Genomic DNA, 26716 nt, shown 5'->3' with positions numbered 1-26716 from the left:
AGAGAGCCCGCCACGATGAACCAGTCCTCACCGCCCCGCCACGCCGTCGTCATAGGCGGCAGTCTGGCCGGCCTCCTCGCGGCCGCTGTCCTCGCCGAGCACGCCACGGTCACCGTCATCGACGCCGACCCCCTGCCCGAGGGGCCCGCGCCGCGCCGAGGCCTTCCGCAGGCCCGGCACACCCATCTGCTGTGGTCGGGCGGTGCACGGGCCATCGAGCGCATCCTGCCCGGCATCACCGACGACTGGACGAAGGCCGGCGCCATCCGCCGCAGCCTGCCCACCGACCTGGTCACCAAGACCGCCCAGGGCTGGATCCCGCGCTGCGGGGAGAAGCAGTTCAACATCTCCTGCAGCCGCGACCTCCTCGACTCGGTGGTCCGCGCCCGGGTCACCGGCCTCGTCGGCGTGTCCACCCTCCAGCGGAGCCGGGTCCGGGGCCTGGAGGGCACGGCGGCCCGGGTCACCGGCGTCCGCGTCGACACCCCCGAGGAGCAGGACCGGCTGGTGACGGCCGATCTCGTGGTCGACGCCAGCGGCCGCGGGTCCCGGGCCCGGACGTGGCTCCAGGCGCTCGGCGTGAGCGGCATCCGGCAGGCCGAGGTCGACTCCGGGCTCGTCTACGCGACCCGGATCTTCGAAGCCCCCGCCGGCGCCCACGAGATGGGCTTCCCCATCGTCAACGTGCAGTCCGACCCGCGGGTGCCCGTCCCCGGGCAGACCGCCACCATCGTGCCCATCGAGAACGGCCAGTGGCAGGCCACCCTGTCCGGCACCCGCGGCGGCCAGCCCACGGGCGACCCCGACGCCTTCATCCCGTTCGCCAAGTCCGTCCGCGACCCGATCGTCGGCGAGCTGCTGGAGGGCCGCAAGCCCCTCACCGACGTCGCCGTCACCCAGGGCACCGCCAACCGCCGGGTCTACTTCGAGAAGGCCGAGCTGCCCGACGGCTTCTTCGCCGTCGGCGACTCCGTCGCCACCTTCAACCCGCTGTACGGACAGGGCATGACCGTCGCCGCCCAGGGGCTGCTGGCCGTACGCACCCTGCTGCGGGGCAAGGGCCTGGCCCACCCGGGGATCGGCCGCGAGGCGCAGCGCGTGATCGCGCCCCAGGTCGCCACCGCCTGGGAGCTCGCCACGTCGCAGGACATCCTCTATCCGGGCGCCACCGGGATGAAGCCGCGCGCCGGCACCAACGTGCTCAACGGCTACGTCAACCGCCTGATGACGGGAGCCACCACGGACGAGGCGCTCACGGCCGCCCTGTTCAACGTCCTCACCATGAGCATCGAGCCGACCCACTGGCTGCGTCCCTCGGTGGTCTGGCACGTCGTGCGCGCCTCCGACCGGGGTGCGCTGAAGGCGCCGCCGCTCACCGCGGCGGAGCGGGCCGTCGCCGGACTGGACCCGGCGCCCGGGGCGGGCACCGGCTCCGGCTCCGGCTCCGGCAGAGGGGGTGGGGGTGGGGGCGGCGCGGCCCCCACCGGTCCGGCAACCGATCCGGTCGGCCCCGCCGACCCCGTCGGACAGGCCCGATGACCGGCCAGACCCTCCTGCTCCTCCTGCCCGGCTCCCTGATGGTCCTGGCGCTGCTGATCAAGCTTCCGAAGCTGCGCCGGGACTGGGACCAGCCGCTGAACCGGACCGCCTGCGCGCTGCTCGTCGTCGGCGCCCCGATCACCTTCCTGGCCTCGCCGCCGACCATCGCCGCGGTCAACCGCCGTACCGGCGTGGTCAACTTCTCCGCGCCCCTGGTGTTCGGCCTGCTCACGGCGTTCTCCGGGCTGTGCGTCATCCTCATCCTGCAGTGGCGCGGCGGGCCGCCCGCGGCCGTGCGCCGGGCCACCCGGCTGACCGCGGCCGTGTTCGGCACGGCCACCGCGGCGATCGTCGTCCTGTTCGTGATCGGCGACGCGCCGGTGGAGCGGCTTCGGGACCTGGACGTGTACTACGCCACGACGCCGTGGATCCGCGAGATGATCGTCTGCTTCCTGGTCGCGCACACGCTGGGCACGGCGGCGCTGACCTGGCTGTGCGCCAAGTGGTTCGTGCGGGCGGACCGCTCGCTGCGCCCGCTGCGCACGGGGCTGGCCCTGATCGTGCTCGCGGGGCTGCTGGACCTGGCCTGCCTCGTCCTGAAATGGGCCGCGGTGGCCGCGCGCTGGGTCGGCCGTGACTGCGTGTACCTGTCCACGGACGTGGCGCCGCCCCTGGCCTCGGCCTCGGCGCTGCTGCTCGGCGCCGGGTTCGTCGTCCCGCTGATCGGCGGGTCGGCGACCTGGACGGCCTTCGGCGAGTACCGGCGGCTGCGCCCGCTGTGGAAGGCGCTGCGCCCCTTCGCCGCGGCCCAGGGCCGGACCGTACCGCTGGCCTGGTGGTCCCCGGTGCGGATCCGGCTCGTCCACCGCGAGTCGGTGATCGACGACGGCATCCTGGCGCTGGCCGGCTGGTTCGACCCCCTGGTGCACGCCGCCGCGTACGAGGAGGCCCGCGGCCGGGGCCTGGACCAGGCGCGTGCCGCCACCGTCGCCGACGCGGCCGTACTGGCCGCCGCGTGCCGCCTCAAGGGCGGCGCGGCCCATGGCTCCGGTACCGCCCCGGCACCGCTGCCGGAGCCGCACCGCCTGGGCAACCGCCCCCTGACCGCCCTGGCCCGGGCGTTCCGCACGTCCGGCTGAGGGCCGGGAACGCGCGAGCGGGGCGGACCGGGGTCCGGGGCGCTCGCGCGTCGGCGGGGCGGATCAGAGCTCGGCGAGGTCCAGCCCGGCCTGCGCCGCGGCGGCCTGCACGGTCTGCTCCAGCAGGACGGCGATGGTCATCGGGCCGACACCGCCCGGCACGGGCGTGATCAGCGAGGCCCGGGCCGCCGCCGACTCGAAGTGGACGTCGCCGACGTTGCCCTCGTTGTAGCCGGCGTCCAGGACCACCGCGCCCGGCTTGATGTCCTCGCCCCGGATGAACTCGGCCTTGCCGACGGCCGCGACCAGCACGTCCGCCTGGCGCACGATCGAGGACAGGTCCCGGGTGCGGGAGTGGCAGTAGGTGACGGTGGCGTTCTGCTCCAGCAGCAGCATCCCGGCCGGCTTGCCCAGGATCGCGCTGCGGCCGACGACCACGGCGTGCTTGCCGGTCAGGTCCACGTCGTACGCGGCGAGCAGGCGCATGATGCCGCCCGGGGTGCAGGAGACGAAGCCCGGCAGGCCGAAGCCCATGGCCGCGAAGGAGTGCATGGTGACCCCGTCCACGTCCTTGCCGGGGGCGATCGCCTCGAAGGCGGCGCGCTCGTCGATGTGGTGCGGGACGGGGTGCTGGAGCAGGATGCCGCTGATCTCCGGGTCCTCGGACAGGGCGGTGATCGCCGCGACCAGCTCCTGCGTGGTGGTCGAGGCCGGCAGCTCCACGTGGCGGGAGGTGATCCCGGCCTTCGCGCAGCGGTTCTGCTTCATGCGGACGTAGGTGACGGAGGCGGGGTCCTCGCCGACCAGTACGGTCGCGAGGCAGGGCGCGGTGCCGGTGCGCTCGGTGATCTTCGCCGCGAGGGCGGCGGTCTGCTCCGAGATACGGCGGGCGAGGGCGGTGCCGTCCATGAGTCGGGCGGTGCCGGCGGCGGGGGCGGTCTGCTGGGCGGTCGTCACGGGATCTCCTGAACGTCGCTGCGGTGCGCGGTGCGCGGATCGCGGTTCGCCCAGGCGCGCGGCAGCGGGCGTACGGGAGGTCCTCCGGTACGCCGGGCCGCTCCCCGGTGGTGATCCACCCGAACGCCAGTCACGGCCCGCCGACCACTGTAGTCGACCAAATCGGTGGTCGCCCGGCGCCCGGCCTGCGACGATCGGTGCATGACGCGTACTTTCGACCATCTTGTCGCCGAGGCCGAATCCGTGTCCGTGGACGGCTGGGACTTCTCCTGGCTCGACGGGCGGGCCACCGAGCAGCGTCCTTCCTGGGGGTACCAGCGCCTGATGGCCGAGCGCCTGGCCGGCGTGCGGTCGGCCCTGGACATCCAGACCGGTGGCGGCGAGGTCCTCGCCGGTTCCGGGCCCCTGCCGCCCCTGATGGTGGCCACGGAGTCCTGGCCGCCCAATGTCGAGCGGGCGACCCGGCTGCTGCACCCGCTGGGCGCGGTGGTGGTCGCGGACTCCGACGAGCCGCCCCTGCCCTTCGGCGACGAGGCCTTCGAGCTGGTGACCAGCCGGCACCCGGTGACCATCTGGTGGGACGAGATCGCCCGGGTGCTGACACCGGGCGGAACGTATCTCTCGCAGCAGGTCGGCCCGGCGAGCGTCTTCGAACTCGTCGAATATTTTCTCGGGCCCCAGCCCGAGGAGGTCCGCGGCGCCCGGCACCCCGACGACGCGGTGGCGGACGCCACGAAGGCGGGCCTGGAGGTCGTGGACCTGCGCTCGGAGCGCCTGCGCACCGAGTTCCACGACATCGGAGCCGTGATCTACTTTCTGCGGAAGGTGATCTGGATGGTGCCGGGCTTCACGGTCGGGCAGTACCGGGACCGCTTGCGCGAACTGCACGAACGGATCGAGCGCGACGGCCCGTTCGTCGCGCACACCGCCCGCTTCCTGATCGAAGCCCGCAAAACGGGCTGACGCGGAGGGCGGACGGATCCGCGCCGGATCCGGTTGCCCGGTCGTAGCGTGGCGCAGGTCACTCAATTCAGCGCGTAACGAATCGACTCGGGCATGCGATGAACCGACAGGTGTCCTCGCGCGGCCCCGGAATACAGACCCCCCTCGGGTCTGTTTCCCGAGTTCGCGCGATGATGTCCCGCCCACCCCATATTTGTTCGCAACGAGAGGCTCCTTGTGTCGCTCAGCCCGTCCCGTACGTTCCCTCCGGAGATCGCCGAATCCGAGGCCCTCGTCGCGCTCGTCGAGCGCGGCCGCGAGCAGGGTCACATCAACGGTGACGACGTGCGCCAGGCCTTCGAGGCCGGCCGCATCCCGGTGGACCAGTGGAAGCGGGTCCTGCGCAGCCTGAACCAGGTCCTCGACGAGGAGGGTGTCGCCCTTCACGTCAGCGCGGCCCCCGCCACCAAGGCTGCCGCGAAGAAGCCCCGCAAGGCTGCCGCCGCCCCCGCCCGCACCGTGGCCAAGAAGGCCGCCGCCGCGCCCCGCCCCATCGGCGCGCGCAAGACCGCGGCCCCCGCCGCGGCCACCACGGTCACGTCCACGGCCTCGGCGATATCCGCTCCGTCGGCCGCCGCTGCTGCGGAGGCGGCGCCGGCCGAGGCCGCCGCCGAGCCGAAGAAGCGCACGGTCAAGAAGACCGCCGCCAAGAAGACCGCCGTGAAGAAGACCGCCGCGGCGAAGAAGACCAGTGCCAAGGACGCCGACGAGGGCGAGAACCCGGTCGTCGAGGGCGAGGACTGGGCAGCGGAGGACCTCGTCGACGAGGCCGAGGAGGAGGCCCCCAAGGCCGGCGCCCAGGGCTTCGTGCTGTCCGACGACGACGAGGACGACGCCCCGGCGCAGACCGTCATGGTCGCCGGTGCCACGGCCGACCCGGTCAAGGACTACCTCAAGCTCATCGGCAAGGTGCCGCTCCTCAACGCCGAGCAGGAGGTCGAGCTCGCCAAGCGCATCGAGGCCGGTCTCTTCTCCGAGTACAAGCTCGAAGAGGAGGAGGACCACAAGCCCGCCTTCAAGCGCGAGCTGGAGATCCTCGTCGAGGACGGCCGCCGGGCCAAGAACCACCTGCTGGAGGCCAACCTCCGTCTCGTGGTCTCCCTGGCCAAGCGCTACACCGGCCGCGGCATGCTCTTCCTGGACCTGATCCAGGAGGGCAACGTCGGCCTGATCCGCGCCGTGGAGAAGTTCGACTACACCAAGGGCTTCAAGTTCTCCACGTACGCGACCTGGTGGATCCGGCAGGCGATCACGCGTGCCATGGCCGACCAGTCGCGCACGATCCGCATCCCCGTCCACATGGTCGAGATCATCAACAAGCTCGCCCGCGTGCAGCGCCAGATGCTCCAGGACCTCGGCCGGGAGCCCACTCCGGAGGAGCTGGGCAAGGAACTCGACATGACCCCGGAGAAGGTCATCGAGGTCCAGAAGTACGGCCGTGAGCCGATCTCCCTGCACACCCCGCTGGGTGAGGAGGGCGACAGCGAGTTCGGTGACCTCATCGAGGACTCCGAGGCGGTCGTGCCCGCGGACGCGGTCTCCTTCACCTTCCTCCAGGAGCAGCTCCAGTCGATCCTGGGCACGCTCTCGGAGCGCGAGGCGGGCGTGGTCTCCATGCGCTACGGCCTCAACGACGGCCAGCCGAAGACCCTCGACGAGATCGGCCGCGTGTACGGGGTCACCCGTGAGCGCATCCGCCAGATCGAGTCGAAGACCATGTCGAAGCTGCGCCACCCGTCGCGTTCGCAGGTGCTGCGCGACTACCTCGACTGAGTCGGCTCCCGTACGAGGCCCCCGCTCCGCCGCCCGGCGGGGCGGGGGCCTCGTCGTTGCGGCCGTCAGGTCAGGCGGAAGACCGGGCCCCTGGGGGTGAAGGGGAGGGAGGCGCCCTCGGGGATCAGGTAGGCGTGTTCGCGGCGGATGCGCAGGGTGTCGCACCAGCCGTCGGTGATCACCAGGAGCGGCGCCGCCGGCGGGAAGTCCTCGGCCCGCTGGAGCAGGTCGATGCCCGGCTGGAGTTCCGTGCCGCCCCGGCCGCGGACGCGGACCCGGCCCGCGATCTCGGTCGGCGGCACGTAGCCCGCGTCGTACGGCGCCGCGTCGCAGAACACGACCCGCGCCGCGGGGACGTCCCGGGCCTCGGCGTACGAGGCGATCGCGCCCAGCGCCTTGCCGAGCAGGGCTGCGTTCATCGACCCGGAGGTGTCCAGGACCACGCCGAAGGTGCAGCGGGCGATCTCCTCGGGCGGGAAGTACCGGCCCGCGCGCGGGATGTCCGGGGTCGAGGCCTGTCGGCGCGCCGGGCGGGCGTAGGACCGTACGGCCTGCGGCCTCGGGACGTACTCGTCGAACCAGCGGGCGAGCCGGGCGTCCCAGGGCACCGGCGGGTGGGCGAGGGCCCGGATCTCCTGGACGAGCCCGGCGGGCAGCAGGCCGCGCCCGCCCTGGACGTGCAGGTCGAAGCCCTGGACGAGGCCGCGCCGGTAGAACTCGTCGAGGTCCGCGTACGGGCGCCCCGCGCCGTGCGCGAGGGGCTCGCCGAGGATGTCCCCGGCGCCCTTGCCGCGCAGGGTGGCCAGGCGCCGCATCCGGCGCAGGTCGCGGGCGATCCGGTCGTACACCTCCTCGACGGAGAGCCCGCGCAGCTCCGGGTCGTGCAGCAGCCCCTCGGGCATGCTGCCGATCCGCATCTCCACCAGCCAGTCGTTGACGACGTAGTCGGCGGCGACGTTGTGCAGGTAGGGGTCGCGGCCGCCGCGGCGCTCGCCGTGGCGCAGGGCGGCGTGCAGCATCTCGTGGGCCAGGATGAACCGCCACTCCTCGTCCTCGAAGCTGCGCAGCGGGTTGATGTAGATCTCCCCGGCGGTGGCACTGACGGCGGCGATCGCGATGTCCTGGGCGCGGGCCAGCTCGGCGTCGGCGACGACGGTCAGGCCTGCGGCGAGCCCGCCGAGCAGCGGGTAGGAGGAGACGAACCAGTTCAGGGCCCGGTCCCAGGGGCGCTGCTCCACCCGCTCGCCGGTGGTCCGGTCGCGGCGGCCGCCGGCGACGTCCATGGCGGCGGAGACGCTGCGGGTCAGGGCGGCGGCGAAGGCGGTCTGCCAGTCGGGGGCCGCGCTGCCGCCCCAGGCCCGCCATGTGGTCAGCACCTGGTCGGGGCCGCGGCCGGCGGTGCCGCAGTGCTCGTAGGCGGCCGGGATGCCGTCGCGGCGCCAGCGGGCCGCGAGCTCGTCCTCGTCGCCGCCGGGGTACTCGGCCGGCAGGTGGTCGGGGGCGCGGCCGACGGGGAAGGTCAGCAGGAAGCGGTTGACGACCGCGCAGCGGGCGGCGAGGTCGAAGGGGTCCGGCTGGGTCCGGTTCTCGTCGTCGGCGGCGGGGACGTGGCCGAAGCCGAGGTGGAGCAGGGCGTGGGCGATCGTCCAGGCCCACTCGCGGGGTTCGGCCCGCCGGGTGGGGTGGACGTGGACGACGCCGTTGGAGGTGATGACGGCCAGGCCCCCGTCGGGGGCTTCCGGGCAGCCGGCCTCGCGGCAGATCTTGCCGTTCAGGGCGCCGAGGGCCGGGTTCTGCTTGACGAGGGCCAGGCCCTCGGCGAAGGCCTGGGTGGCCGGGTCGGGCTTGGCCGCCGCCGCCTTCGCCCGGGCCTTCGCGCCGCGGCTCACCGGCGGGCCTCGACGAGGCGGGGCATGTCGCGGGCCGCCTCGATCAGGAACCATCCGGGCAGCACGGGCAGGCCGTCGGCGTCGTCGGCGATGACGGTCTGCGCCACCTCGACGGAGATCTCGGCGAGCTGGACCAGGAGCGCCTTGAAGCGGTACGTGTGCTGGCGCAGGGCGGGCGAGACGTGTTCCTTCTGGGCCGGGAGCTCCTTGAGCAGGCGGCCGCGGAAGGCCTCCGCGAGGTAGTAGAGCAGGTCGCGGTCCTGGAGCCGGGCGGGCCAGGAGGCGTCGCCCTTCAGGATGGCCTCGATGCCGAAGGTGTGGCGGACGATCTTGGCGTAGCCGCAGAAGGAGACGGCGTGCGCGGGGGTGAGCGTGCCGTGGGCGACCACCTTGAGGGTCGCTTCGTCCAGTTCCGTGCCGAAGGAGTGCAGGGCGTCGGAGAGCATGTGCCAGGAGCGCGGGGTGGAGAAGGGCTCCTCGGTCTTGGGCGGCTGCGACCAGAGGTGGTCGGGGCGGTCGGTGAGGTAGTCGGTCACCCACGGGTGGATGCCGTGCTCGCCGGCCCACACCAGCCAGTCCTGCGCGGACGCCCGGAGGTGGACGTGGGTGAGGCGGTTGACCAGGGCGGAGGCGATGGGCCGGGCCAGCGCGTTGTCCGTGGCGCGGTTGCCCGCGCCGATGACGATGGATCCGGCGGGCAGTTCGTAGGAGCCGATCCGGCGGTCGAGGATCAGCGAGTAGAAGGCCTTCTGGACGTCCGGGCTCGCGGCGTTGAGCTCGTCGAGGAAGAGGCAGTACGGCTCGTCGCGGGCGATGGCCTCGGGCGGGCAGAAGACGGAGCGGCCGTCGCGGATCTGCGGTACGCCGATCAGGTCCTCGGGGGCGAGCTGCGTACCGAGGAGGCTGACGCACTCCAGGCCGAGGGAGTCGGCGAACTTCCGCACGAGCGAGGACTTCCCGATGCCGGGCGCCCCCCAGAGGAAAACGGGCCGCACGGTCGCGAGGCCGAGCAGCAGTTCGGGGATCTGGGCGGGGGTGACGGTGACGGCAGCCTGCACGGGTGGGGATGTCCTTCGGGGCGGAGCGGTGTGTGGTGCGGCCAGTCTGGTCGCACCGCACACCGCCCGGCATCCGGTTTTCCGGGCGTGCGGCTCAGGTCTCGATGAGGTGCTTGAGCTTCTCCTCGTTCAGCGGCATCTCCTTGCGCGCGTACGGCTTCACGACGAGCGGTACGAGGACCTTGCCGATGCCGTGGCCCTCGAAGTCGAGGCTCAGGGTGAGCCGGGAGCGCGTCCCGTCGCCCAGGGGCTCGACGGTGCCGCGGACGTCGCCTCGGACCGGGCCGTCGATGCCGTGCAGGTGCCAGCTCCTGGGCGGGTCGTACTCGGTGAGTTCCATGGTCGTCGGGAACTCGCGCCGGCCGATCCGCCGCCGTACGGCGATGAGCGAGCCGACGGCCGGGTGCCCGGCGCCCCGGACGGACACGGCGCTCTTCTGCCACTCCGGCAGGTGGGAGGCGTCCGACGCGTAGGAGAAGACCTCTTCGGGACTGCGGTCGATCTCGATGCTTTCTCTGATCGCGGACATGGCGACCCTTTCGTGCCCCCTGGAAGGCGCTGTCCTTCCACGCTACCGCGCAGGTCAGACCGCTGTCCGCTGCCTGCGGGCGGCCATCACGGCGTAGACGGCGACGCCGGCGAAGAGGAAGAGAACGCCCTGGTAGACGGCGGCGTACCCGGATCCGGCCACCAGCCACATGGAGAAGCCGAAGGCGAGGACGGCGAGGGCGCCGTCGCGGACCAGGCGTCCCCGCCGGACGCGCTCGCCCTGGCCGGAGAGCAGGAAGTAGATCTGCGCGGCGGTGGAGAGCAGGTAGGGGACGGTCGCGGTGAAGGTGGTGACGAGGACGAGGATCTCGAAGACGCCGTCGGAGCCGGCCGTGTAGTTGTAGACGGTCAGGGCGGAGGCCAGGGAGGTCGTGACGACGACGCCGACGACCGGGACGCCGCGCCGCTTCTTCTCGAAGGCCCGCGGGAAGAGCCCGTCCTTGGCGGCCGCGTACGGCGTCTGGGCGCTGAGCAGGGTCCAGCCGTTGAGGGCGCCGGCCATGGAGACGACGGCGGCGCAGGCGACGAGGGTGCCGCCCCAGGTGCCGCCGAACATGGCGTTGACGGCGTCGGTGAAGGGGGCCTCGGAGGAGACCAGCTTCTCGTGGGCGACGAGGCCGAAGACGGAGAGGGTGCCGAGCAGGTAGACGACGGCCGCGCCGGTGGTGCCGAGGATCGTGGCCCGGCCGACGTTGCGGGCGGGGTCGCGGACCTCTCCGGCGCTGACGGCGGCCGACTCCACGCCGAGGTAGCTGAAGAGGAGGATCGCCGCGGAGGCGGAGAGCGCGCCGGCCGGGCTCTGGCCGGTGGCCTGGAACGGGCCGAGGTTGGCGGGGTCGAAGAAGAACAGGCCGCCGACGGCCACCAGCAGCAGCGGGGCGAACTTCAGCACGGTGGCGACGAGTTGGACGGCGCCGACGTAGCGGGTGCCGGCCAGGTTGGCGAGCGCGGGGAGCCACTGCATGGCCAGGGCGGCCAGGCACATGGACCACTTGTGCTCGCCGATGGCGGGGAAGAGGACGGAAAGGTAGCCGACGGAGGCGACGGCGAGCGCCGCGTTCGAGACCCAGGAGGTGATCCAGTAGCTCCAGGCGGCGAGGAAGCCGGCGAAGTCGCCGAAGGCGGCGCGGGCGTAGACGTACGGGCCGCCGGTCTGCGGGTGCCGGTGGGCGAGGCGGCCGAAGACGAGGGCGAGGGCGATCGCGCCGAGGGTGAGGACCGCGAAGGCGACGAGGCTGATGGTGCCGAACGGGGCGACCGAGGCGGGGAGGAGGAAGATCCCGCCGCCGATGATGTTGCCCATGACCAGGCAGGTCGCGATGGGGAGGCCGAAGCGCCGGGCATGGGGGTCGCGGCCCGGCTCGGGGGGTGCGGTGGCCTCGGCGGGCAGGGCTGCGGTGCTGGTCATCGGTGGTGCGCCTCGGGTCGTCTCACATGGTGGGCGGGTCGACACATGGTCGGCCACCGTGCGGGACGTACCAAATCAGCGGGTTTCGTCCCGCGCGGGCGACCCCTCGGAAGGAAGGATTCCGCTGATGTGGCCTCCCGGCGGGGAATCCTGCGGCGCCTCTCGGGAGGCTTCCCCGGAGATCTCGTCGGATACCTGCCCGGAGGCCTCCCCGCGGACCGGCCCCTCGGCCCGGGCAGGCGGGGCGGCCGCGTAGCGTTCCGCGTCGCGGGGCGCGGGCTCCCGCGCCCACCCCTCCCCCGGCGCGGCCACCGGTACCTGGGGGCCGTCCGCCTCCCTGAGCCAGCGCCGCAGTACGCCGTGCACGGCCTCCGCGCCGACCAGTTCCTCCCCCGGGTCCGACAGCTCCGCGGGCCACATCAGGAACGGGTGTCCCTGCTCCCCGCCCAGGCCGCCGTGCGAGCCGATCTGCTCCTCGAAGGCGTGCACCGCGCCCGTGTCCGGGTCGTACGCCGAATTCACCATGATGTCGGCGACGTGCGGGAAGGCGTCGGTCCGGCGGACGGCCGCGGCCGCGCCCGGCCCGAAGGGGGCCAGCAGCCGCTCCGCCTCACCGGGCACGTCCAGCCGGGCCTCGGCCCCGCCGGGGCCCAGTACCACCCCGTCCACCAGCAGGAAGCCCACGCCGGGGTGGTTGGCCAGGGTCGCCAGCAGCGCGGGGTGCGTGCGCTCGATGCGGGCCCGGGAGGCCCTGCCGGGGACGTCCGGGAAGGAGATCAGGGCGAGGTTCCCGGAGGCCAGCACCACCGGGTCGGAGCCCGGTCCCGGGCGGGCCTCCTCGCCGCCCTCCACCGGCCGGTGCAGGGCCGCGAGGACCGCCGCGCGGGCCTCGGCGCCGCTGCGGGTACGGCCGGCCCTGCGGGAGACGGGCAGGCCGCAGCCCGCCCGCACCAGGTCCTTCAGGGTCAGCCCGTACCGCGCCAGGAAGGTCTCCCCCGGGCTCTGGCCGTGGTCGGAGAGCAGCACGATCCGGTACGGGCGCGGCGCGTGCTCGGCGACCCGGGCGATCAGCGCGAGGCTGCGGTCGAGGCGTTCCAGCACCTGGTCGGTGTCCCGGCCGCGCGGGCCCGAGTGGTGCGCGACCTCGTCGTAGGCGACGAGGTCGGCGTAGACCACGGAGCGCCCCGCGAGCATGTCGCCGATCACCGCCGCGACGACCACGTCCCGTTCGACCACGGTCGCGAAGGCCCGGATCAGCGGGTAGAGACCGCCGCGCGACACCCGGGGCCGGTCCCCGCGGATCCGTGCCCGCAGGGACTGGACGATCTCGCGGACCGCGTCGGCGGTGAAGGACAGGGCCGTGCGGACGGCGTTGGCCGGGTCGGAGAAGTACGCGAAGTACCCGGAGCGGGACCGGTTGGCCCGGCCGCGCCGCGCCGAGACCGAGAGCACCAGCGCCAGCTGGTCCGCGCCGCCGCTGAAGAGGTTGCCCCGGCTGGCCCCGTCGAGCGTGAGCAGTCCGCCGTCGCCGGTGCGCCCGATGGCCCGCCGCTGGAGTTCCGCGGCGCTGGTGGGCCGGTTGCAGACCATCACCTCGCGGGTGTCCTTCTCGTACCAGCGGAAGGCGGGCACGTCGAAGGTGGAGCCGTGCAGGATGCCGAGCTGGCTCGCGCCGGTCTGGCTCGACCAGTCCGTCCGCCAGGACGTGACGCGGTGGCCGCGCTCCAGCCAGCCGGCGACGGTCGGCATCAGCGCGCTGTTGCAGGCCTCGCGCAGCACCTCGTACCCGACCCCGTCGAGCTGGAGGACCAGCAGGCCGGGCACGGCCGCCCCGGACCGGGACGCCGCCCCGGGGCCCTGCCGGCGGCGGCGCCGGTCGGCGAGCCGGTAGAGCCGGCGCCGGTAGGCCTCGTCGTCGCGCACCGCGAGCGCGGTGGAGGTCGCCGAGGCCACCGCGGACATCACGGCGGCGACGACGACCGCGGTCTCGGGGGCGGCCTCGCCCCGCCCGTCGGGGATCAGCCTGAGCGCGAGCAGCAGGAGCGAGCCGTTGAGGAAGAAGACGAGCAGCCCGAGCACGAGGGCGGGCACCAGCAGCAGGGCCCGCACGACCACGGGCCAGACCAGCGCGCTCAGCAGGCCGAAGGCGCCGGCGCCCCAGGCCGCGGTGAGGCCGATCTGCGTGATGCTGTCGCCGTCGTCGGACTGCAGCCGGAAGTCCGGGAGGATCCCGGCCAGGGCGAGCATCGTCAGGGTGGAGACGGCCCAGACGAGGGCCACCCGCACCAGGGCGTTGCCCGTGGTCCGCCACCGTCGTCGCCGCACCGTGCCACCCCCTGGTTCGTCTCGCGCTTCCAGGCTCGCACAGCGGGGGCGGGGCGGCCGGGCGGCGGGGGGACGCCTACGGGGCGGGCGGCGGGGCGGCGGGGCGACGGCGGTCAGGTGCCGTCGTAGCCGGCGGTCGGCATGGACAGCCGCCGGTGCACCTCGGCCTTCATCGCGGAGGTGTACCGGGGCTCTTCGCCGCCCGCCGTCTCCAGGCGCACGCCGCGCCGTTCGCACTCGGCGGTGAACTCCTCGACGCAGCGCAGCGCGCGGGCGAGCACCCGCTGGTTCGCCGCGACGAAGAGGTCGACGCGCCCGATGGACATCTCGGACCAGAACCCGCAGTGGTCCGCGCGCATCCCGTAGACCAGCAGCTGCTTGGTCACGGTGTAGCCCCGGTCGGCCGCCCAGCGCGCGCACACGGCGTGCTGGCCACGGGTGTCCACGGCGAAGGGGTCGGCGTCCAGGTCTTCGAGCGGGGCCAGGCTGGCGATCGCGGCCACGCGCAACTCTTCCATGCCGCCGGACCCTACTCCGATCCGCCGCCCGAGAGGAGGGGCTGCCGGGTTCGGATTCCGACGCGCTGGCGGGGGCCTCCGGCCCGGCATCATGGGTAGGACACACCCCGAGGCCGACGGGACGGCGAGGGAGGGAGGGCCTGGTGCCGGTGGAGATCACCTGGTGGGGCCATGCGACGTGCACCGTCGAGGATTCCGGGGTGCGGCTGCTGACGGACCCGTTGTTCACGCGGCGGCTCGCGCACCTGCGGCGGCGCCGCGGGGCGCTCCCGCCGCCCGAGGCGGCGGTGGCGGACGTGGTGCTCGTCTCGCACCTGCACGCGGACCATCTGCACCTGCCGTCGCTGGGGCGGCTCGCGCCCGGAACCAGGCTCCTGGTGCCGCGGGGGGCGCGGCGGGCGGTCCCGGGACTGGCCCGGCTCGCCGGGCTGCGCGGGCTGGCGGTGACGGAGACGGCGCCGGGCGAGGAGGTCGGCGTGGCGGAGGGCGTGCGGGTCCGGGTGGTGAGCGCCCGGCACGACGGGCGGCGGCTGCCGTTCGGGCCGCACCGCGCGCCGGCGCTCGGGTACGTGGTCCTGGGCGCCGCCCGGACGTACTTCGCCGGGGACACCGGGCTGTTCGACACGATGGCCGAGGAGGTGGGGCCGGTGGACGTGGCCCTGCTGCCGGTGGGCGGCTGGGGTCCGTACCTGGGGCCGGGGCACCTGGACGCCGGGCGGGCGGCGCACGCGCTGGCGCAGCTGGCGCCGGCGGCGGCGGTGCCGGTCCACTACGGGACGTACTGGCCGGTGGGGATGGACGCGGTACGGCCGCACGAGTTCCACGCGCCGGGCGAGGAGTTCGAGCGGCGGGCCCGCCGGCTCGCGCCGAAGGTGACCGTACGGGTGCCCGGGCACGGTGAACGGGTGCGGCTGCCGTGACGCTCCACGACCTCACGGCGGTGGCAGCGGCGGCGGCCGCGGGGGCGGCGGGGGCCGGCGGCCAGGTGCCGCCGGAGACCACCCAGCAGGCGGTGGGCTATCCGGCGTTGTTCGTGCTGGTCGCGCTGGGTGCGCTGGTACCGGTGATTCCCACCGGGGCGCTGGTGAGTTCGGCGGCGGTGGTCGCGTTCCACCACCAGGCGCCGTACGGGGTGCTGCTGGTGTTCGCGGTGTCGGCGCTGGCCGCCTTCACCGGGGACCTGGCGCTGTACTGGCTCGGGCAGCGCGGGGTGCGGTCCCGCAACGGTTCGCGGTGGCTGGCGGCGTTGCGTGGCCGGGCCACGCCCGAGCGGCTGGCGCAGGCACAGGCCCGGCTGGACGAGCACGGGGTGACGGTGCTGGTGCTCTCACGACTGGTCCCGGCGGGCCGGATCCCGGTGATGCTGGCCTGCCTGCTGGCGGAACTCCCGCTGCGCCGGTTCGCCCGCGGCGACGCCCCCGCGTGCCTGGCCTGGGCGGCCACGTACGGGCTGATCGGCATCCTGGGCGGCTCGCTCTTCTCGGAGCCGTGGAAGGGCGTGGCCGTGGCGGTCGGCCTGGCACTGCTGATCAGTGCGGGCCCGGCGGCCTGGCGCCGGCTGCGCCGGAGGCCCTGAGCGGGCCGCCGGCCAGACGGGACTTCGACGACACGACCTAGGGCGCGTCGTGGCGGCCGTGGTCGGGCCGGGCGGCCGGCGGCGGGAACGCCAGGCCCGTCGGGGTGTTGAGGCCGGTGAAGGGGAGCGTGACCTGGCCGCCACCCGTCTCCCGGACCCGCACCACGCGGTTGTTGAAGCCGTCGGCCACGTAGAGGCCGCCGGTCCCGTCGAGCGCGAGGCCCAGCGGAGAGCTCAGGCCGGTGACGGGCACCGTGCTCTGCGGGCCGCCGCCGGCGGGCACCTTCACGACACGGTTGTTGCCGCTGTCGGCGATGTAGAGGTCGCCGGCGGCGTTCAGGGCCAGCCCGGTCGGCTGCGAGAGGCCGGTGGTGGGGACGGTGGTCTGACCGCCACCGCCCGCGGCGATCCTGACGACCCGGTCGTTGACGAAGTCGGAGACGTACAGGCCGCCGTCGGACGCGATCGCCAGCCCCCAGGGGTGCAGCAGCCCGGTGGTGGGGACGGTGCTCTGGCCGCTGCCGTCCGCGGCCACCTTCACGACCCGGTCGTTGAAGCTGTCGGCGATGAAGAGGTTCCCGGCCGGGTCGACGGCGAGCCCCAGCGGACGCGAGAGGCCCGCGGTGGGCACGACCGCCTGCTGCCCGCCGTCCGGGGGCAGGACGACCACCCTGTTGTTGCCGGTGTCGGCGACGTAGAGCCGGCCCGCCGCGTCCCAGGCCAGGCCGGTCGGCCGCACCAGGCCGTCGAGGGGCACGGTGCTCTGGTCGCCGCCGTCCGCGGGCAGGGCGACCACGCGGTTGTTGCCGTAGTCGGACACGTACAGGGGCGGACCGGCGGGCGATCCCGCGCCGCCGGGCTGCGCGGCTCCGGCCACCCCGCCCGCCAGCGCGCACAGCGCCAGCAGTCCCGCGGCGACGGCCAGGCGCCGGGTCCACCGCCGGACGGCCGGGCGGCCCGCGGGGGCCGGCGGATCGATCGTTCGCGACTCGGCCGTCTTGCGTTCCACGACTCACCCACCTGATCTGGACGGTCGGCCCGGTGCCGTACCCCCGCCGACCATAGGAACCGCCGCCCGGGGGTGCGGGAGCCACGCCACCGGGGGCCGCACCGGCCACTCCAATGCCCGGTGGCGTGGGCGACGGGGCGCCGGCGGAGGAGATCGACGCGACCGTGGCGCGGAGCCGGATCACGCGGGACGACCGGGGCCCCGATCCGGGTCCGCGTCCGCGTCCGGGCCCGGCTCCGGGTCCGGCTCCGGGTCCGGGAGGGTGCGGGAGGCGCCGACCGGGAGGTCCCAGAGGTCCTCCCGGGGCCGTCCCGACCGGTCCCAGGCGGCCAGGGTGCGGTGCAGGGGCTCCATGACCGGTTCCGCGGAGAGCACGAAGGCGCCCCAGTGCATGGGGGCCATCCTCCGCGCCCCGAGGTCCAGGCACGCCCGGACGGCTTCCTCCGGGTCGGCGTGGACGTCGCCGAGCCACCAGCGCGGGGCGTACGCGCCCACGGGCAGCAGGGCGAGGTCGATGCCGGGGTGGCGGCGGCCGATTTCGTGGAACCACCGGCCGTAGCCCGTGTCCCCCGCGAAGTAGACCTTCCTCGGGACCGGGCTCAGGGTGTCGGTGAGGATCCAGCCGCCCCACAGGGACCGGCAGGTGTCGATCAGGGACCGCTTCGACCAGTGGTGGGCGGGGACGAACTCGAAGCGTACGCCGTCCAGTTCGGCCCATTCCCACCAGTCGAGGTCGGTGACCCGGGTGAAGCCGCGGCGGCGGAACCAGCCCGCGAGGCCCGCCGGGACGAAGAGGGCGGTGTCGCGGGGCAGCCGCCTGAGGGTGGGGGCGTCGAGGTGGTCGTAGTGGTTGTGGCTGATCACGACCGCGTCCACCGGCGGCAGGTCCTCCCAGCGCACCCCGACGGGCGTCATCCGGGAGGGGGTGCCGAGGATCCGCCGGGACCAGACCGGGTCGGTCAGCACGGTCAGTCCGCCGGTGCGCAGGACCCAGCTGGCGTGCCCGGCCCAGGTGACGGACACCGCGCCGGCGGCCGTCGCGGGCAGCGGCCCCGGCTCGTACGGCAGGTCCGGGATGCCGCGCAGCCCTTCGGGGCCGGGCCGGAAGGCGCCCTCGCGGGCGAGCCGGGCGAAGGCGCGGACGCCGGGCAGCGGGGTGGTCAGCCGGTCGGCGAACGAGCGGGGCCAGCGGCGGTGTTCGCCGAGTGGGCGCGCGCCGGACGGGCGGGGAGCCGGCCGGGTGCCGGCACGGCATACGGGCCCCGCGGCGGGGGCGGCCGGGGCGGGTGCGGGGGCGGCGTCCGTCCGGTCGCTCATCGGGAGGTCTCCGTTCACCTGGTCGCGGGCGCGGATGCGGGTGCGGGGTCGCGGCGGGCCGGGCCGGCGGGCGGGCCCGGTGGGGTCAGGCCAGCCCGGCCAGGACCGATCCGAGGAGGTCCAGGGAGTTGCGTACGTGCGGCAGCACGAGCGGATCCCGGGCGGTGAGCACGGCGAGCCGCTCCTCGGGCGTGGCGCCCAGCAGCGGCCCGGTGGACAACCGGACCCGCAGTGAGCCCAGTTCGTCCGCGAAGCGCTGTCCGCCGGGGGTGGGCGCGCCGAGCCGGGCGCCGAGCCAGTCCTCCAGCTCCATGGCGTCGCCGACGCCGTGCCGGGCGAGCCCGGCGCGCAGCGGGGTGAGGTCGGCGTACAGGTGCCGTCCGGCCTGCGGGGGCCGGGCCAGGGCTCCCGCCGCGCGGATCTCGCGGTGCGCGGCGGCGGCCACCAGGCCGTGCAGGCGGGCGGCCGCGTACGCGCGCGCGGCGATGGCGTCGGGTTCGTCGAGGGCGTGCGCCGCGGCGCCGGCGACGGGGCCGGCGACCACCGCGCCGGTGGCGGTGAGGACGTCGAGGGTGCCGGCGCGCAGCCGGGCCCCGCGCGGGGTGGCGGGGAAGCGGACCACGGCGGCGGGCCAGCCGGCCGGCAGGTACGCGCCGGAGAGGTCGACGAGGACCGCCGCCCGTTCGGGCAGCATCTCCGCGGGACTCAGGACCAGGTCGTCGTGGGGCCGGTGGACGGTGTCGCGCCAGCTCTCGTCGCTGACGACGAACAGCCCGGCGGACTCGGCGGCCTCGCACGCCTCGCGCACCAGCTCGGGCGGCGGGACGGTCGCGGTCGGGTCGTCGGCGACCGAGAGCAGCAGCACCCGCGGATCGCCGCCCTCGGCGCGCACCCGCCGTACGGTCTCCAGCAGCGCGTAGGGGTCGGGCACGCCGCCGCACTCGGCCGGGGTCGGCACGTGGTAGGCCCGCCGACCGAGCAGCCTGACCTGGGGCGTCCACCAGGCGGGGCAGGGCCGGGGCAGCATCACGTCGCCCCCGTACGCCCCGATGAGCGCCAGCAGCAGCGCCGGGGCGCCGGGGCCCGCCGCCACGTTCTCCGGTGAGGTGGCCAGCCCGCGCCGGCGCCAGTACCGGCAGGCCGCCTCGCGCAGCGACGGCCCGCCGCCCGGGGGCTGCGGGGAGGAGCGTCCGGCGGCCGCGCCGAGGACGGAGATCAGCTCGGCGAGCACGGGCAGGCCCGGCTGCGGCGCGGGCGGGCCGTAGCGGACCGGGCCGCGGCCCTCCGCCGCCGTGCGCTGCATCCCCTCCACCGCTGTCCGCCTTCCGCGTTCGCCGCGTCGCACTCCGCCAACCCTGACCTTTATACGATTATTCAGCCGCATATGCCCGTTGTCGTACGCACCCGGTCGGGCCGGTCGGGCCACCGCCCGCCCGCCTCAGCCCGTCCGCCCCACCATCGCCAGCAGCCGGGTCTGCGCGTCCGCGCCCGCCGGGACCTCGACCGGCTCGGCGAACATGCCGCCGGCCGCGAGGGCGTCTGCGTACGGCATGACCTCCTTGATCGAGAATTCGACGAGGGTGTCGGGCAGCCGGTCGTCGGCGCCGATGCCGCGGCAGAGGTCCCAGGTGTGCACGACGCAGTCGGCGGTCAGTTCCGAGCAGTACGCCGAGCCGAGCGCGGGCCCGTAGGAGAGCCGTACGGTCCGCTCCAGCGCACCGGACGCGGCGAAGGCGGCGTGCGCGGCGCCCGAGGCCCTGTCCCACGCGGCGACCGGGTCGTCGCCCAGTACGTCCCCGGAGAAGGCGTCCCCCAGCTCGTCGAGGGTGCGGCCCTCGGTGATCAGCGGCGGGATCCAGAGCTGCTCCCCGGTGACGTGGTTGACCAGGTCCCGCACCGTCCACTCCGTGCACGGGGTGGACGCCCCCCACTGGTCGTCCCGCACGGCGCGCACCCGCTCGCCGAAGAGCCTCAGCGCTTCGGCGTGCCGTTCGAGCAGCGTGTCGGACATGGCTCCCACCGCCCTCAACCCGGGGTGACATCCCCCTGGTGCCACTCTCCTCGCCCCCGCACGGCCCTGCCACCGACCCTCGCCTCCTCCTTGCGAATCAAGAATGGTGTCCACATGTCAAAACGCATATCTCAGATGACGAACAGATCGCCTACGGTGGCACCAACGCTTCGACGAGGAGGGGCAGAGCCATGGACGCCACGAACGCCGCCAAGGAGACCGCCGTCTACACGCACGGCCACCACGAGTCGGTCCTGCGCTCGCACCGCTGGCGCACGGCCGAGAACTCCGCCGCCTACCTGATCGGCGAGCTGCGCCCCGGGCTGTCGGTGCTGGACGTCGGCTGCGGACCGGGCACCATCACGGCGGACCTGGCGGAACGGGTCGCACCGGGCGGCCGGGTCACCGCCGTGGACGCGGCCGAGGACGTCCTGGCCCAGGCCCGCGCCCACGTGGCGGAGCGCGGGCTGGGCGACGCGGTGTCCTTCGCCGTCGCGGACGTGCACGCCCTGGACTTCCCCGACGACTCCTTCGACGTGGTCCACGCCCACCAGGTGCTGCAGCACGTCGGGGATCCAGTACGGGCACTGAGCGAGATGCGGCGCGTGTGCCGGCCGGGCGGGGTCGTCGCCGCCCGCGACGCCGACTACGCGGCGATGACCTGGTACCCGGCGACGCCGGGGCTGGACGGGTGGCTGGACCTGTACCGGCGGGTGGCCCGTGCCAACGGCGGCGAACCGGACGCGGGCCGCCGGCTGCGGGCCTGGGCCCGGCGGGCCGGCTTCACGGACGTGACCTCCTCGGCGACCGCGTGGTGCTTCGCCACCCCGGAGGAGACCGCCTGGTGGTCTGCCCTGTGGGCCGACCGGACGAAGGCCTCCTCGTACGCGGACATCGCCGTCCGCGGCGGCCATGCGACACCCGCGGACCTGGAAGCGGCCGCACAGGCCTGGCACACCTGGGGCGCCGACCCGGACGCCTGGTTCTCGGTCCTGAACGCCGAGGTCCTGTGCCGAGCCTGACCCCGCGGCGGCCGGCCCGCAGCCCCCGGGCCGGGGATCAGACCGGCGGGCGCATGCGGAAGTCGTAGTGGGTGGGGAGCGGGCAGTCGGTGAGGGCGGACCAGACCTCGGACAGGGTCTCCTCGCCCTCCCGCAGGTCGGGCAGTTCGAAGCCGTCCTCGAAGACCCGGCGGGCCGCCCGCACGTGGCCCTCCGCCGCGAGCAGCCGGGCCGCCAGCAGCCGGAAGCGGCCCTGTTCGCGCAGCGCCGGCCGGAGCCGGTCCCAGACGGCCCGGGCCTGGGCCGGCCGGCCCGCCGCGAGGAGCGCGGCCATCGCCTCCTGGCCGAGGGCCGACTCCGCGGCCGTCCACGGCTCGCCGCCGCGGCTCTCCCCCGCCAGGTCCTCGAAGGCCGCCGCGAAGCCGTCGGCGGCCCGCGCGGCGTCGCCCGCCAGCGCGTCCGCCGCCGCCAGACAGCGCAGCAGCGGCCACTGCGACGGGGCCAGCGCCAGCCCGCGCTCCCAGCTGCGTACCGCCTGGGCGGTGTCGCCCGCGTGCCACTGCGCCACCCCCAGGTGGTACTCCGTCAGCGGGTCCGCGGGAGCCGTCTCCAGCATGTCCCGCCAGTGCGCCGCGACCAGGCTCGGCCCCGGCGGCACCACCCGGCGCGGGGCGGGCAGGACGCCCGTGCGCCACAGCTCCAGCCACGGCTCCTGCTCCTCGCCCAGCGTGGACTCCTCGAAGGGCGTGCCCGGCAGCCGGTGGCCCGCGCACAGCACCTCCAGCGCGCCCCAGCCCGAGCCGGCCGCCAGCCTCTCCCCCGGTTCCGTGTCGGCGCTGCCGCGCCACGCCTCGTACGCGGCGTCCACCCGCTCCCGGGGCAGGGCCGCCTCCAGGGCGTCCTGCGCCGCACCGCGGGCCGCCGGCCAGTCGGCGCCGTGCACCGCGGCAGGCTCCGCCGACAGCGGGCCGTACGCCTCCAGCCAGCTGAACTCCGCCCCGCCCTCCAGCCGTACGTGCTCCAGCTGGGTCCGGGCCAGCCCGGCCTGGATCTCCGCGTAGCCGCCGGTGCCCGGCTCGGTCAGCCACTCCTGCCAGCGCCGGCCGCCGCCGCCCGCGCCCCACACGAACAGCTTGCGCCCGCGCAGCCTGGCGGTGGAGGTCTGCACCAGCCCGCGCCCGTCGGCGTCCAGGGAGGCGATCCAGGGCCGGTCCCCGTCCCGGACCTCGTAGAAGAAGTCCGCCGGGTACTCGCTGCGCAGCGGGTACGTGCGGTCCGCGGCCTCCCACTCCGGCACCGGGATGCGGCGCAGCGAACGCTCGTACCCGAAGTGCCAGGCCTCGTCGGCCGGTGCCAGGACCCTGCTGCCCGGGTCCTCGGGGACGGCGATGTTGGACCACCAGTACACGGGGGCGGGGCGCTCGTGCGGGTTGCGCACGCGGACGCCGACGTAGAGGAACTGCGAGTCCGCGGGCAGCCACAGGTCCACCTGGAAGGGCAGGTCGCGCAGCCGCTCCCACTCCCACAGCCGGACCATCACGCCGCCGTCCGGGGCGGGTACCAGTGCGGCGTGCAGCGGGGCGCAGGACAGGGTGGTGTGGCCGGTCGCGCCGGTGTTCCACTCGATGCCGCCGGAGAACCAGGCGCCGTTCAGCGCGAAGTTGGCGGGCTGGAACACCGGGTTGCGGTAGAGCAGTTCGCGCCCGGTCGGCAGGTGCACGAGCGAGTGGACGCGCCCGCCCAGGCCCGGCAGCACGGTGACCCGCAGGTGCTCGTTCTCGATGACGACGGCCTCGAACTCGCGCTCCGTGCGCTCCCGCCGGTACCCGTCGCGGATGCGTACGGGCAGCAGCGAGCGCAGCGGCTCGTACCCGATCTGGCGGGCCATCTCGCGCGGCAGGCCGTCGCGGGAGCGCTCGTCCAGGACGTGCACGCCGTCGGGCGCGCGCAGGGCGGGCAGCGGGTTGTCGGAGCCCAACGGGGCTGCGGGGAGGGTCAGTACGGCACGTCGGACGGTGGTGGCCATGAGGAAATGGAACACGCCGCGGCGGCCGGTGCACAGGGGTTCCGCAGATCACCACCGGTCAGGATTACGCAAAGGCCCCCGCCACCAGATCCGCGAGGAGCGCGCCCGCACGGCCGTCCGGGTCGAGGTCCGGGTCGTAGATGGTGACGTTCAGCCCGACGCAGCGCGGTGACCCCACCAGTACGCCGAGCAGTTCGGCGACCTCCTGCGGCAGCAGGCCCCCCGGGTCGGGGCTGTCCACGGCCGGCATCACCTCGGGATCGAGCACGTCGGCGTCCAGGTGCACCCAGAACCCGTCGGTCACCGGCGGGTGCAGGCCGTCCAGCGCGGAGCGGGCGACGGCCGCGGCGCCCCGGCGGCGGATCTCGCCGACGGTGGCGGTGAAGATCCCGGCCTCCGCCAGCTCCCTGAGGTCCGCGTCCCCGTCGCGGATGCCGAACAGCCGGACGTCCTCGTCCCGCAGGTACGGCGCGAGCCCCTCCAGGTCGCTGAGGGATGCCTGCCCGCGGCCGGTGGCCAGGGCCAGCTCCTCGCCGCCCGCGGCCCCGACCGGCCCGTTGACGGCGGTGTTGCCCGGGTGGCGGAAGTCGGCGGAACCGTCGACGGCGGCCAGGCCGTAGCGGCCCGTCCGGCGCATGGCGAGGGAGGCGCCGAGCTGGATGGAGCAGTCCCCGCCGAGGACGACGGGGAACTCCCCGGCCTTCAGATGGCGTTCGATCCGGTCGGCGAGGGCCACGGTGTATGCGGCGAGGGCGTCGGCGTTGAAGACGCCGTCGCCCTCCCTCCAGTCGCCCCGGTCGTAGCGGGGCGGGACCACGACACCGCCCTCGCGCGCCCCGAGCCTGCCGAGCAGGCCCTGCTCGCGCAGGGCGCCCGCGAGCTTGTAGACACCGGGGACGGTCCCGGGCGCGGGCGGCCGCAGACCCAGGTTGGACGGGGCGTCGAGCAGTACGAGGGTGCGCATCCCCTCATCCTGCGCGATGCCGCGCCGCGGCGGAAGGAACCGTCACGGACGCGGCCCGGCCCCGGGCGCCGCCGTCGGGGTCACCGCGCGCGCGGCATCCCGGCGGTGACGGCCCAGCGCTCGTGGTCGCGCCAGGCGCCGTCGACGTGGAGGAAGTCGGGGGACAGCCCCTCCAGCCGGAAGCCGGCGCCGCGGACCAGTGCGATCGATGCCGTGTTGCCGGGCTGGACGTTGGCCTCCAGCCGGTGCAGGCCGAGGCCCTCCCCGGCGGGCGCGAAGGCGTGGTCGAGGACCAGTGCGAGGGCTTCGCGCAGGATCCCGCGGCCGGCGGCGTGCGCGAAGGCCCCGTAGCCGAGGGCCCCGCACTGGAAGGCACCCCGCACGATGTTGTTGACGTTGACGAATCCGGCCAGGGCGCCGGTGCCGAGTTCGCACACGAGGAACCCGGTGCGGACGTCGCCCTCGATCAGCCGGGTCGCGTAGGGCTCGTACTCCTCGACGGTGGCGGGCGGGAACAGCCAGGGGCGGTGGAGGTCCCGGCTCTCGCGGACGCGCGCGGTGAACTCGGGCCCGTCGGCGAGCCGGTAGGGCCGCAGCCCGACGCGGCCACCCTCCCGGGCGTAGGTCGACATGCTCATCCGCCCAGGCTAGGCGGTCTCCAGGGGGAGCCTCGGGACATCGGTGCGCTCGATCCCGAAGACCTGCGCGTAGAGCGAGAGTTCGGCCTCCAGTGCCCGGACCATGGTGTCGGCGCGGCGGAAGCCGTGGCCCTCGCCCTCGAAGGCCAGGTAGGCGTGGGGCACCGGCCGCCCCCGCATCGCGGCCGTCAGCCGCTCCGCCTGGGCCGGCGGGCACACCGCGTCGTCCAGCCCCTGGAGCAGGACGAACGGTGCCGTGATCCGGTCGGCGTTGGCCACCGGGGAACGCTCGCGGCTCACGACGGCCAGGGTCTGGGGCGGCCCGGCCAGGCCGTCGATGTAGCGGGATTCCAGGTCGTGGGTCTCCTCGGCGAAGCCCAGCAGGTCCAGCACCGGGTAGATGATCGCCGCGCAGGCGTAGAGGTCGGTGGCGGCGAGCGAGGCGGCCGCCGTCCAGCCTCCCGCGCTGCCGCCGCGGATCGCGAGCCGGGCGGGGTCGGCGGTGCCCTCGGCGGCCAGGGCCCGGGCCACCGCCGCGCAGTCCTCCACGTCCACCACGCCCCACTGTTCGCGCAGCCGCTCCCGGTAGGCGCGGCCGTAGCCGGTGGAGCCGCCGTAGTTCACCTCGACCACGCCGATCCCGCGCGAGGTGAAGTAGGCGATGTGCAGGTCGAGCACGGGCGGCACGTGGTCGGTGGGCCCGCCGTGCGCCCACACCACGTACGGGGGCAGTTCGTCGGCGGCGGCCCGGCAGGCCGGGTGGTGCGGCGGGTAGACGTGCGCGTGGATCTGCCGGTCGTCCGGGCCGAGGAAGGTGCGGCTCTGCGGCTCGGGGTAGTAGGCCGGGTCCACCGGATCCGCACCCTGCGCGCCGACGACCCTGGCGTGCCCGCCGGCGGTGTCCAGCTCGACGACCTCGTAGGCGCTGCGCGGGCTGGCGGCGACCCCGTAGACCCTGCCGCCCTGCACGGCGAGCGTCGGCTGCCAGGCGGTCCACGGCCCGGCCGCGTCCACCAGGTCGCCGCTCTCCGGGTCGAGGATGCCGAGCACCGAGGAGCCCTGGCCGTGCAGTACGGCGACGAGCCCGTCGGGGAGCGGGGCGATCCAGCGCAGCCCGGGCTTCCACAGGGCTCCCCCGAACTCCTCCTCGCGCAGGCACAGGTTGACGGCCCACCCGGTGTCCGGGTCCACCCGGTAGGGGTTCCACCAGCCGCCGCGGTCGCTGACCGCGAGGAGGGTTCCGTCGGCCGTCCACTCCACCTGGGCGACGGACTCGTCGGGGCCGCCGAGGACGGTCCGGGCCCCGGCCAGTTCCCCGTCCGCGGTGACCTCCGCCAGCTGCAGTTCGGTGCCGTCCCAGGGCATCAGCGGGTGGTCCCACACCAGCCAGGCAGCCCGCCGGCCGTCCGGGGAGAGCCGGGGGCCGGTGCTGAAGCGGTGCCGGTCACCGGTGAGTTCCCGTACGGCCGACCGGTCACCGGCCGCCGACCCGTCCAGCGGTACGGCGGCCAGCACGCGGCGCACATCGGTCGGCGCGGGCCCGGTGAACTCCTCCAGCACGCACCAGACCTCGTCCCCGCGCAGCACCGGGTCGGCCCAGCGCAGCCCGCCGCCGGTCGCGGAGACCGGGGTCAGGGGCCGCGGCCCGGGGGCGCCGGGCGCGTCCGGCTCGTACGCGTACAGCCGCTGGTCGGCGAAGTGGACGAAGACCAGCAGGGGGCCGCCGCTCGCCCGCTCGGCCCCCGCCCAGGGCAGGCCGCCGTACTCGGTGAACCGGCTGCGCACGTTCCACGGCGCGGGCAGCTCGCTGACCTCGGTCCCGGACCCGACGGGGCGGCGGCGTACGAGGGTGCGGCGGCCGGCCTCCTGCGGCCGGGGCTCGGTCCACCACAGCTCGGCGCCGACCGTGCCGAGGTACTCGGGGCGTCCGTCGAGCGAGGCGGCGAGGCCGGCGTCGATGGGCGAGGGCCAGCTCCCGTACGGGCAGGTCTGCGCGGCGGTCATGACCGGGCCCCGC

General features: G+C 75.0%; 22 protein-coding genes and 1 riboswitch. Of the genes, 7 read left to right on the top strand and 15 right to left on the bottom strand.

From position 1 onward, the window contains the following. The first annotated feature begins 15 nt into the window (after positions 1-15). Entirely contained in the window at positions 16-1539 is a 1524-nt protein-coding gene (locus tag AB0O53_RS12765) for an NAD(P)/FAD-dependent oxidoreductase (RefSeq protein WP_365195073.1), read from the top strand. After that, the gene (locus AB0O53_RS12760) at positions 1536-2678 is read left to right on the top strand and encodes a DUF6545 domain-containing protein (protein ID WP_365195070.1); all 1143 of its coding nucleotides are present in this window, start codon (positions 1536-1538) and stop codon (positions 2676-2678) included. Before AB0O53_RS12765 ends, AB0O53_RS12760 begins: the two co-directional genes overlap by 4 nt. A 63-nt stretch (positions 2679-2741) precedes the next feature. Here AB0O53_RS12760 and AB0O53_RS12755 read toward each other — a convergent pair whose 3' ends face one another. Beyond that, the gene (locus tag AB0O53_RS12755) at positions 2742-3587 is read right to left on the bottom strand and encodes a bifunctional 5,10-methylenetetrahydrofolate dehydrogenase/5,10-methenyltetrahydrofolate cyclohydrolase (protein ID WP_350992653.1); all 846 of its coding nucleotides are present in this window, start codon (positions 3585-3587) and stop codon (positions 2742-2744) included. Positions 3588-3676: 89 nt separating this feature from the next. Continuing rightward, a riboswitch (ZMP/ZTP riboswitch) is annotated at positions 3677-3779 on the bottom strand. Between the two features lie 57 nt (positions 3780-3836). Here AB0O53_RS12755 and AB0O53_RS12750 point away from each other — a divergent pair. After that, the gene (locus AB0O53_RS12750; RefSeq protein ID WP_350992201.1) at positions 3837-4598 is read left to right on the top strand and encodes a methyltransferase domain-containing protein; all 762 of its coding nucleotides are present in this window, start codon (positions 3837-3839) and stop codon (positions 4596-4598) included. A gap of 216 nt (positions 4599-4814) precedes the next feature. Continuing rightward, positions 4815-6410 carry an RNA polymerase sigma factor gene (locus AB0O53_RS12745; protein ID WP_350992203.1) on the top strand — a complete coding sequence of 532 codons (1596 nt, stop codon included), beginning with the start codon at positions 4815-4817 and terminating at the stop codon, positions 6408-6410. 65 nt (positions 6411-6475) lie between these two features. Here the strand turns inward: AB0O53_RS12745 and AB0O53_RS12740 are convergent, their stop codons facing one another. The 6 genes from AB0O53_RS12740 to AB0O53_RS12715 form a co-directional block, all read right to left on the bottom strand. Further along, complete coding sequence (locus AB0O53_RS12740; protein ID WP_434094370.1) at positions 6476-8353, bottom strand: vWA domain-containing protein; 1878 nt, start codon at positions 8351-8353, stop codon at positions 6476-6478. Continuing rightward, positions 8296-9357 carry an ATP-binding protein gene (locus AB0O53_RS12735; protein ID WP_350992207.1) on the bottom strand — a complete coding sequence of 354 codons (1062 nt, stop codon included), beginning with the start codon at positions 9355-9357 and terminating at the stop codon, positions 8296-8298. The genes AB0O53_RS12740 and AB0O53_RS12735 overlap by 58 nt, the downstream gene beginning before the upstream one ends. 94 nt (positions 9358-9451) lie before the next feature. Continuing rightward, positions 9452-9886 carry an SRPBCC family protein gene (locus tag AB0O53_RS12730; RefSeq protein WP_350992209.1) on the bottom strand — a complete coding sequence of 145 codons (435 nt, stop codon included), beginning with the start codon at positions 9884-9886 and terminating at the stop codon, positions 9452-9454. A 54-nt stretch (positions 9887-9940) separates the two neighbouring features. Then, on the bottom strand, positions 9941-11314 hold the full coding sequence (locus tag AB0O53_RS12725; RefSeq protein ID WP_350992211.1) for an amino acid permease: 1374 nt from the start codon (positions 11312-11314) through the stop codon (positions 9941-9943). Between the two features lie 75 nt (positions 11315-11389). Next, positions 11390-13639: a phage holin family protein gene (locus AB0O53_RS12720; RefSeq protein ID WP_365195065.1), complete on the bottom strand. Its 2250-nt coding sequence runs from the start codon at positions 13637-13639 to the stop codon at positions 11390-11392. Positions 13640-13752: 113 nt separating this feature from the next. Beyond that, the gene (locus AB0O53_RS12715) at positions 13753-14157 is read right to left on the bottom strand and encodes a hypothetical protein (protein ID WP_350992215.1); all 405 of its coding nucleotides are present in this window, start codon (positions 14155-14157) and stop codon (positions 13753-13755) included. 143 nt (positions 14158-14300) lie between these two features. Here AB0O53_RS12715 and AB0O53_RS12710 point away from each other — a divergent pair, with 143 nt between their 5' ends. Both AB0O53_RS12710 and AB0O53_RS12705 read left to right on the top strand, forming a co-directional pair. Beyond that, positions 14301-15077, top strand: coding sequence for an MBL fold metallo-hydrolase (locus tag AB0O53_RS12710; RefSeq protein WP_365195063.1), 777 nt, complete (start codon positions 14301-14303; stop codon positions 15075-15077). A 20-nt stretch (positions 15078-15097) separates the two neighbouring features. Further along, entirely contained in the window at positions 15098-15733 is a 636-nt protein-coding gene (locus tag AB0O53_RS12705; RefSeq protein ID WP_350992655.1) for a DedA family protein, read from the top strand. A 37-nt stretch (positions 15734-15770) separates the two neighbouring features. Here AB0O53_RS12705 and AB0O53_RS12700 read toward each other — a convergent pair whose 3' ends face one another. The 4 genes from AB0O53_RS12700 to AB0O53_RS12685 form a co-directional block, all read right to left on the bottom strand. Next, positions 15771-16742: a virginiamycin B lyase family protein gene (locus tag AB0O53_RS12700; protein ID WP_350992219.1), complete on the bottom strand. Its 972-nt coding sequence runs from the start codon at positions 16740-16742 to the stop codon at positions 15771-15773. Positions 16743-16922: 180 nt separating this feature from the next. After that, entirely contained in the window at positions 16923-18059 is a 1137-nt protein-coding gene (locus AB0O53_RS12695; protein ID WP_350992221.1) for an MBL fold metallo-hydrolase, read from the bottom strand. An 85-nt stretch (positions 18060-18144) separates the two neighbouring features. Beyond that, the gene (locus AB0O53_RS12690; protein ID WP_350992222.1) at positions 18145-19362 is read right to left on the bottom strand and encodes an aminotransferase class I/II-fold pyridoxal phosphate-dependent enzyme; all 1218 of its coding nucleotides are present in this window, start codon (positions 19360-19362) and stop codon (positions 18145-18147) included. Between the two features lie 135 nt (positions 19363-19497). Beyond that, the gene (locus AB0O53_RS12685; RefSeq protein WP_350992224.1) at positions 19498-20070 is read right to left on the bottom strand and encodes a TIGR03086 family metal-binding protein; all 573 of its coding nucleotides are present in this window, start codon (positions 20068-20070) and stop codon (positions 19498-19500) included. 191 nt (positions 20071-20261) lie between these two features. Here AB0O53_RS12685 and AB0O53_RS12680 point away from each other — a divergent pair, with 191 nt between their 5' ends. Next, a complete protein-coding gene (locus AB0O53_RS12680; protein ID WP_350992226.1) occupies positions 20262-21092 on the top strand; it encodes a methyltransferase domain-containing protein in 831 nt (276 codons plus the stop codon). A 37-nt stretch (positions 21093-21129) separates the two neighbouring features. On the opposite strand, the gene AB0O53_RS12675 is transcribed toward AB0O53_RS12680, so the two are convergent. The 4 genes from AB0O53_RS12675 to AB0O53_RS12660 form a co-directional block, all read right to left on the bottom strand. Further along, positions 21130-23097: a DUF5107 domain-containing protein gene (locus tag AB0O53_RS12675; protein WP_350992228.1), complete on the bottom strand. Its 1968-nt coding sequence runs from the start codon at positions 23095-23097 to the stop codon at positions 21130-21132. A gap of 64 nt (positions 23098-23161) precedes the next feature. Continuing rightward, complete coding sequence (locus AB0O53_RS12670) at positions 23162-24061, bottom strand: arginase family protein (RefSeq protein WP_350992230.1); 900 nt, start codon at positions 24059-24061, stop codon at positions 23162-23164. Between the two features lie 80 nt (positions 24062-24141). Then, the gene (locus AB0O53_RS12665) at positions 24142-24699 is read right to left on the bottom strand and encodes a GNAT family N-acetyltransferase (protein WP_350992232.1); all 558 of its coding nucleotides are present in this window, start codon (positions 24697-24699) and stop codon (positions 24142-24144) included. Between the two features lie 9 nt (positions 24700-24708). Beyond that, positions 24709-26703 (bottom strand): prolyl oligopeptidase family serine peptidase, encoded by a 1995-nt coding sequence (locus AB0O53_RS12660; protein WP_350992234.1) that lies wholly within the window; start codon positions 26701-26703, stop codon positions 24709-24711. Positions 26704-26716 lie beyond the last annotated feature (13 nt).

Source organism: Streptomyces erythrochromogenes (genome assembly GCF_040684695.1).
GTDB lineage: Bacteria > Actinomycetota > Actinomycetes > Streptomycetales > Streptomycetaceae > Streptomyces > Streptomyces erythrochromogenes_C.
This window is presented reverse-complemented; position numbering and strand designations above follow the sequence as displayed.

Coding starts and splice junctions, on each gene's coding strand:
- AB0O53_RS12765 (WP_365195073.1), top strand. CDS start 16: ATGAACCAGTCCTCACCGCCCCGCCACGCCGTCGTCATAGGCGGCAGT.
- AB0O53_RS12760 (WP_365195070.1), top strand. CDS start 1,536: ATGACCGGCCAGACCCTCCTGCTCCTCCTGCCCGGCTCCCTGATGGTC.
- AB0O53_RS12755 (WP_350992653.1), bottom strand. CDS start 3,587: ATGGACGGCACCGCCCTCGCCCGCCGTATCTCGGAGCAGACCGCCGCC.
- AB0O53_RS12750 (WP_350992201.1), top strand. CDS start 3,837: ATGACGCGTACTTTCGACCATCTTGTCGCCGAGGCCGAATCCGTGTCC.
- AB0O53_RS12740 (WP_434094370.1), bottom strand. CDS start 8,353: ATGGTTCCTGATCGAGGCGGCCCGCGACATGCCCCGCCTCGTCGAGGC.
- AB0O53_RS12730 (WP_350992209.1), bottom strand. CDS start 9,886: ATGTCCGCGATCAGAGAAAGCATCGAGATCGACCGCAGTCCCGAAGAG.
- AB0O53_RS12725 (WP_350992211.1), bottom strand. CDS start 11,314: ATGACCAGCACCGCAGCCCTGCCCGCCGAGGCCACCGCACCCCCCGAG.
- AB0O53_RS12715 (WP_350992215.1), bottom strand. CDS start 14,157: ATGGAAGAGTTGCGCGTGGCCGCGATCGCCAGCCTGGCCCCGCTCGAA.
- AB0O53_RS12695 (WP_350992221.1), bottom strand. CDS start 18,059: ATGAGCGACCGGACGGACGCCGCCCCCGCACCCGCCCCGGCCGCCCCC.
- AB0O53_RS12690 (WP_350992222.1), bottom strand. CDS start 19,362: ATGCAGCGCACGGCGGCGGAGGGCCGCGGCCCGGTCCGCTACGGCCCG.
- AB0O53_RS12685 (WP_350992224.1), bottom strand. CDS start 20,070: ATGTCCGACACGCTGCTCGAACGGCACGCCGAAGCGCTGAGGCTCTTC.
- AB0O53_RS12680 (WP_350992226.1), top strand. CDS start 20,262: ATGGACGCCACGAACGCCGCCAAGGAGACCGCCGTCTACACGCACGGC.
- AB0O53_RS12675 (WP_350992228.1), bottom strand. CDS start 23,097: ATGGCCACCACCGTCCGACGTGCCGTACTGACCCTCCCCGCAGCCCCG.
- AB0O53_RS12670 (WP_350992230.1), bottom strand. CDS start 24,061: ATGCGCACCCTCGTACTGCTCGACGCCCCGTCCAACCTGGGTCTGCGG.
- AB0O53_RS12665 (WP_350992232.1), bottom strand. CDS start 24,699: ATGAGCATGTCGACCTACGCCCGGGAGGGTGGCCGCGTCGGGCTGCGG.
- AB0O53_RS12660 (WP_350992234.1), bottom strand. CDS start 26,703: ATGACCGCCGCGCAGACCTGCCCGTACGGGAGCTGGCCCTCGCCCATC.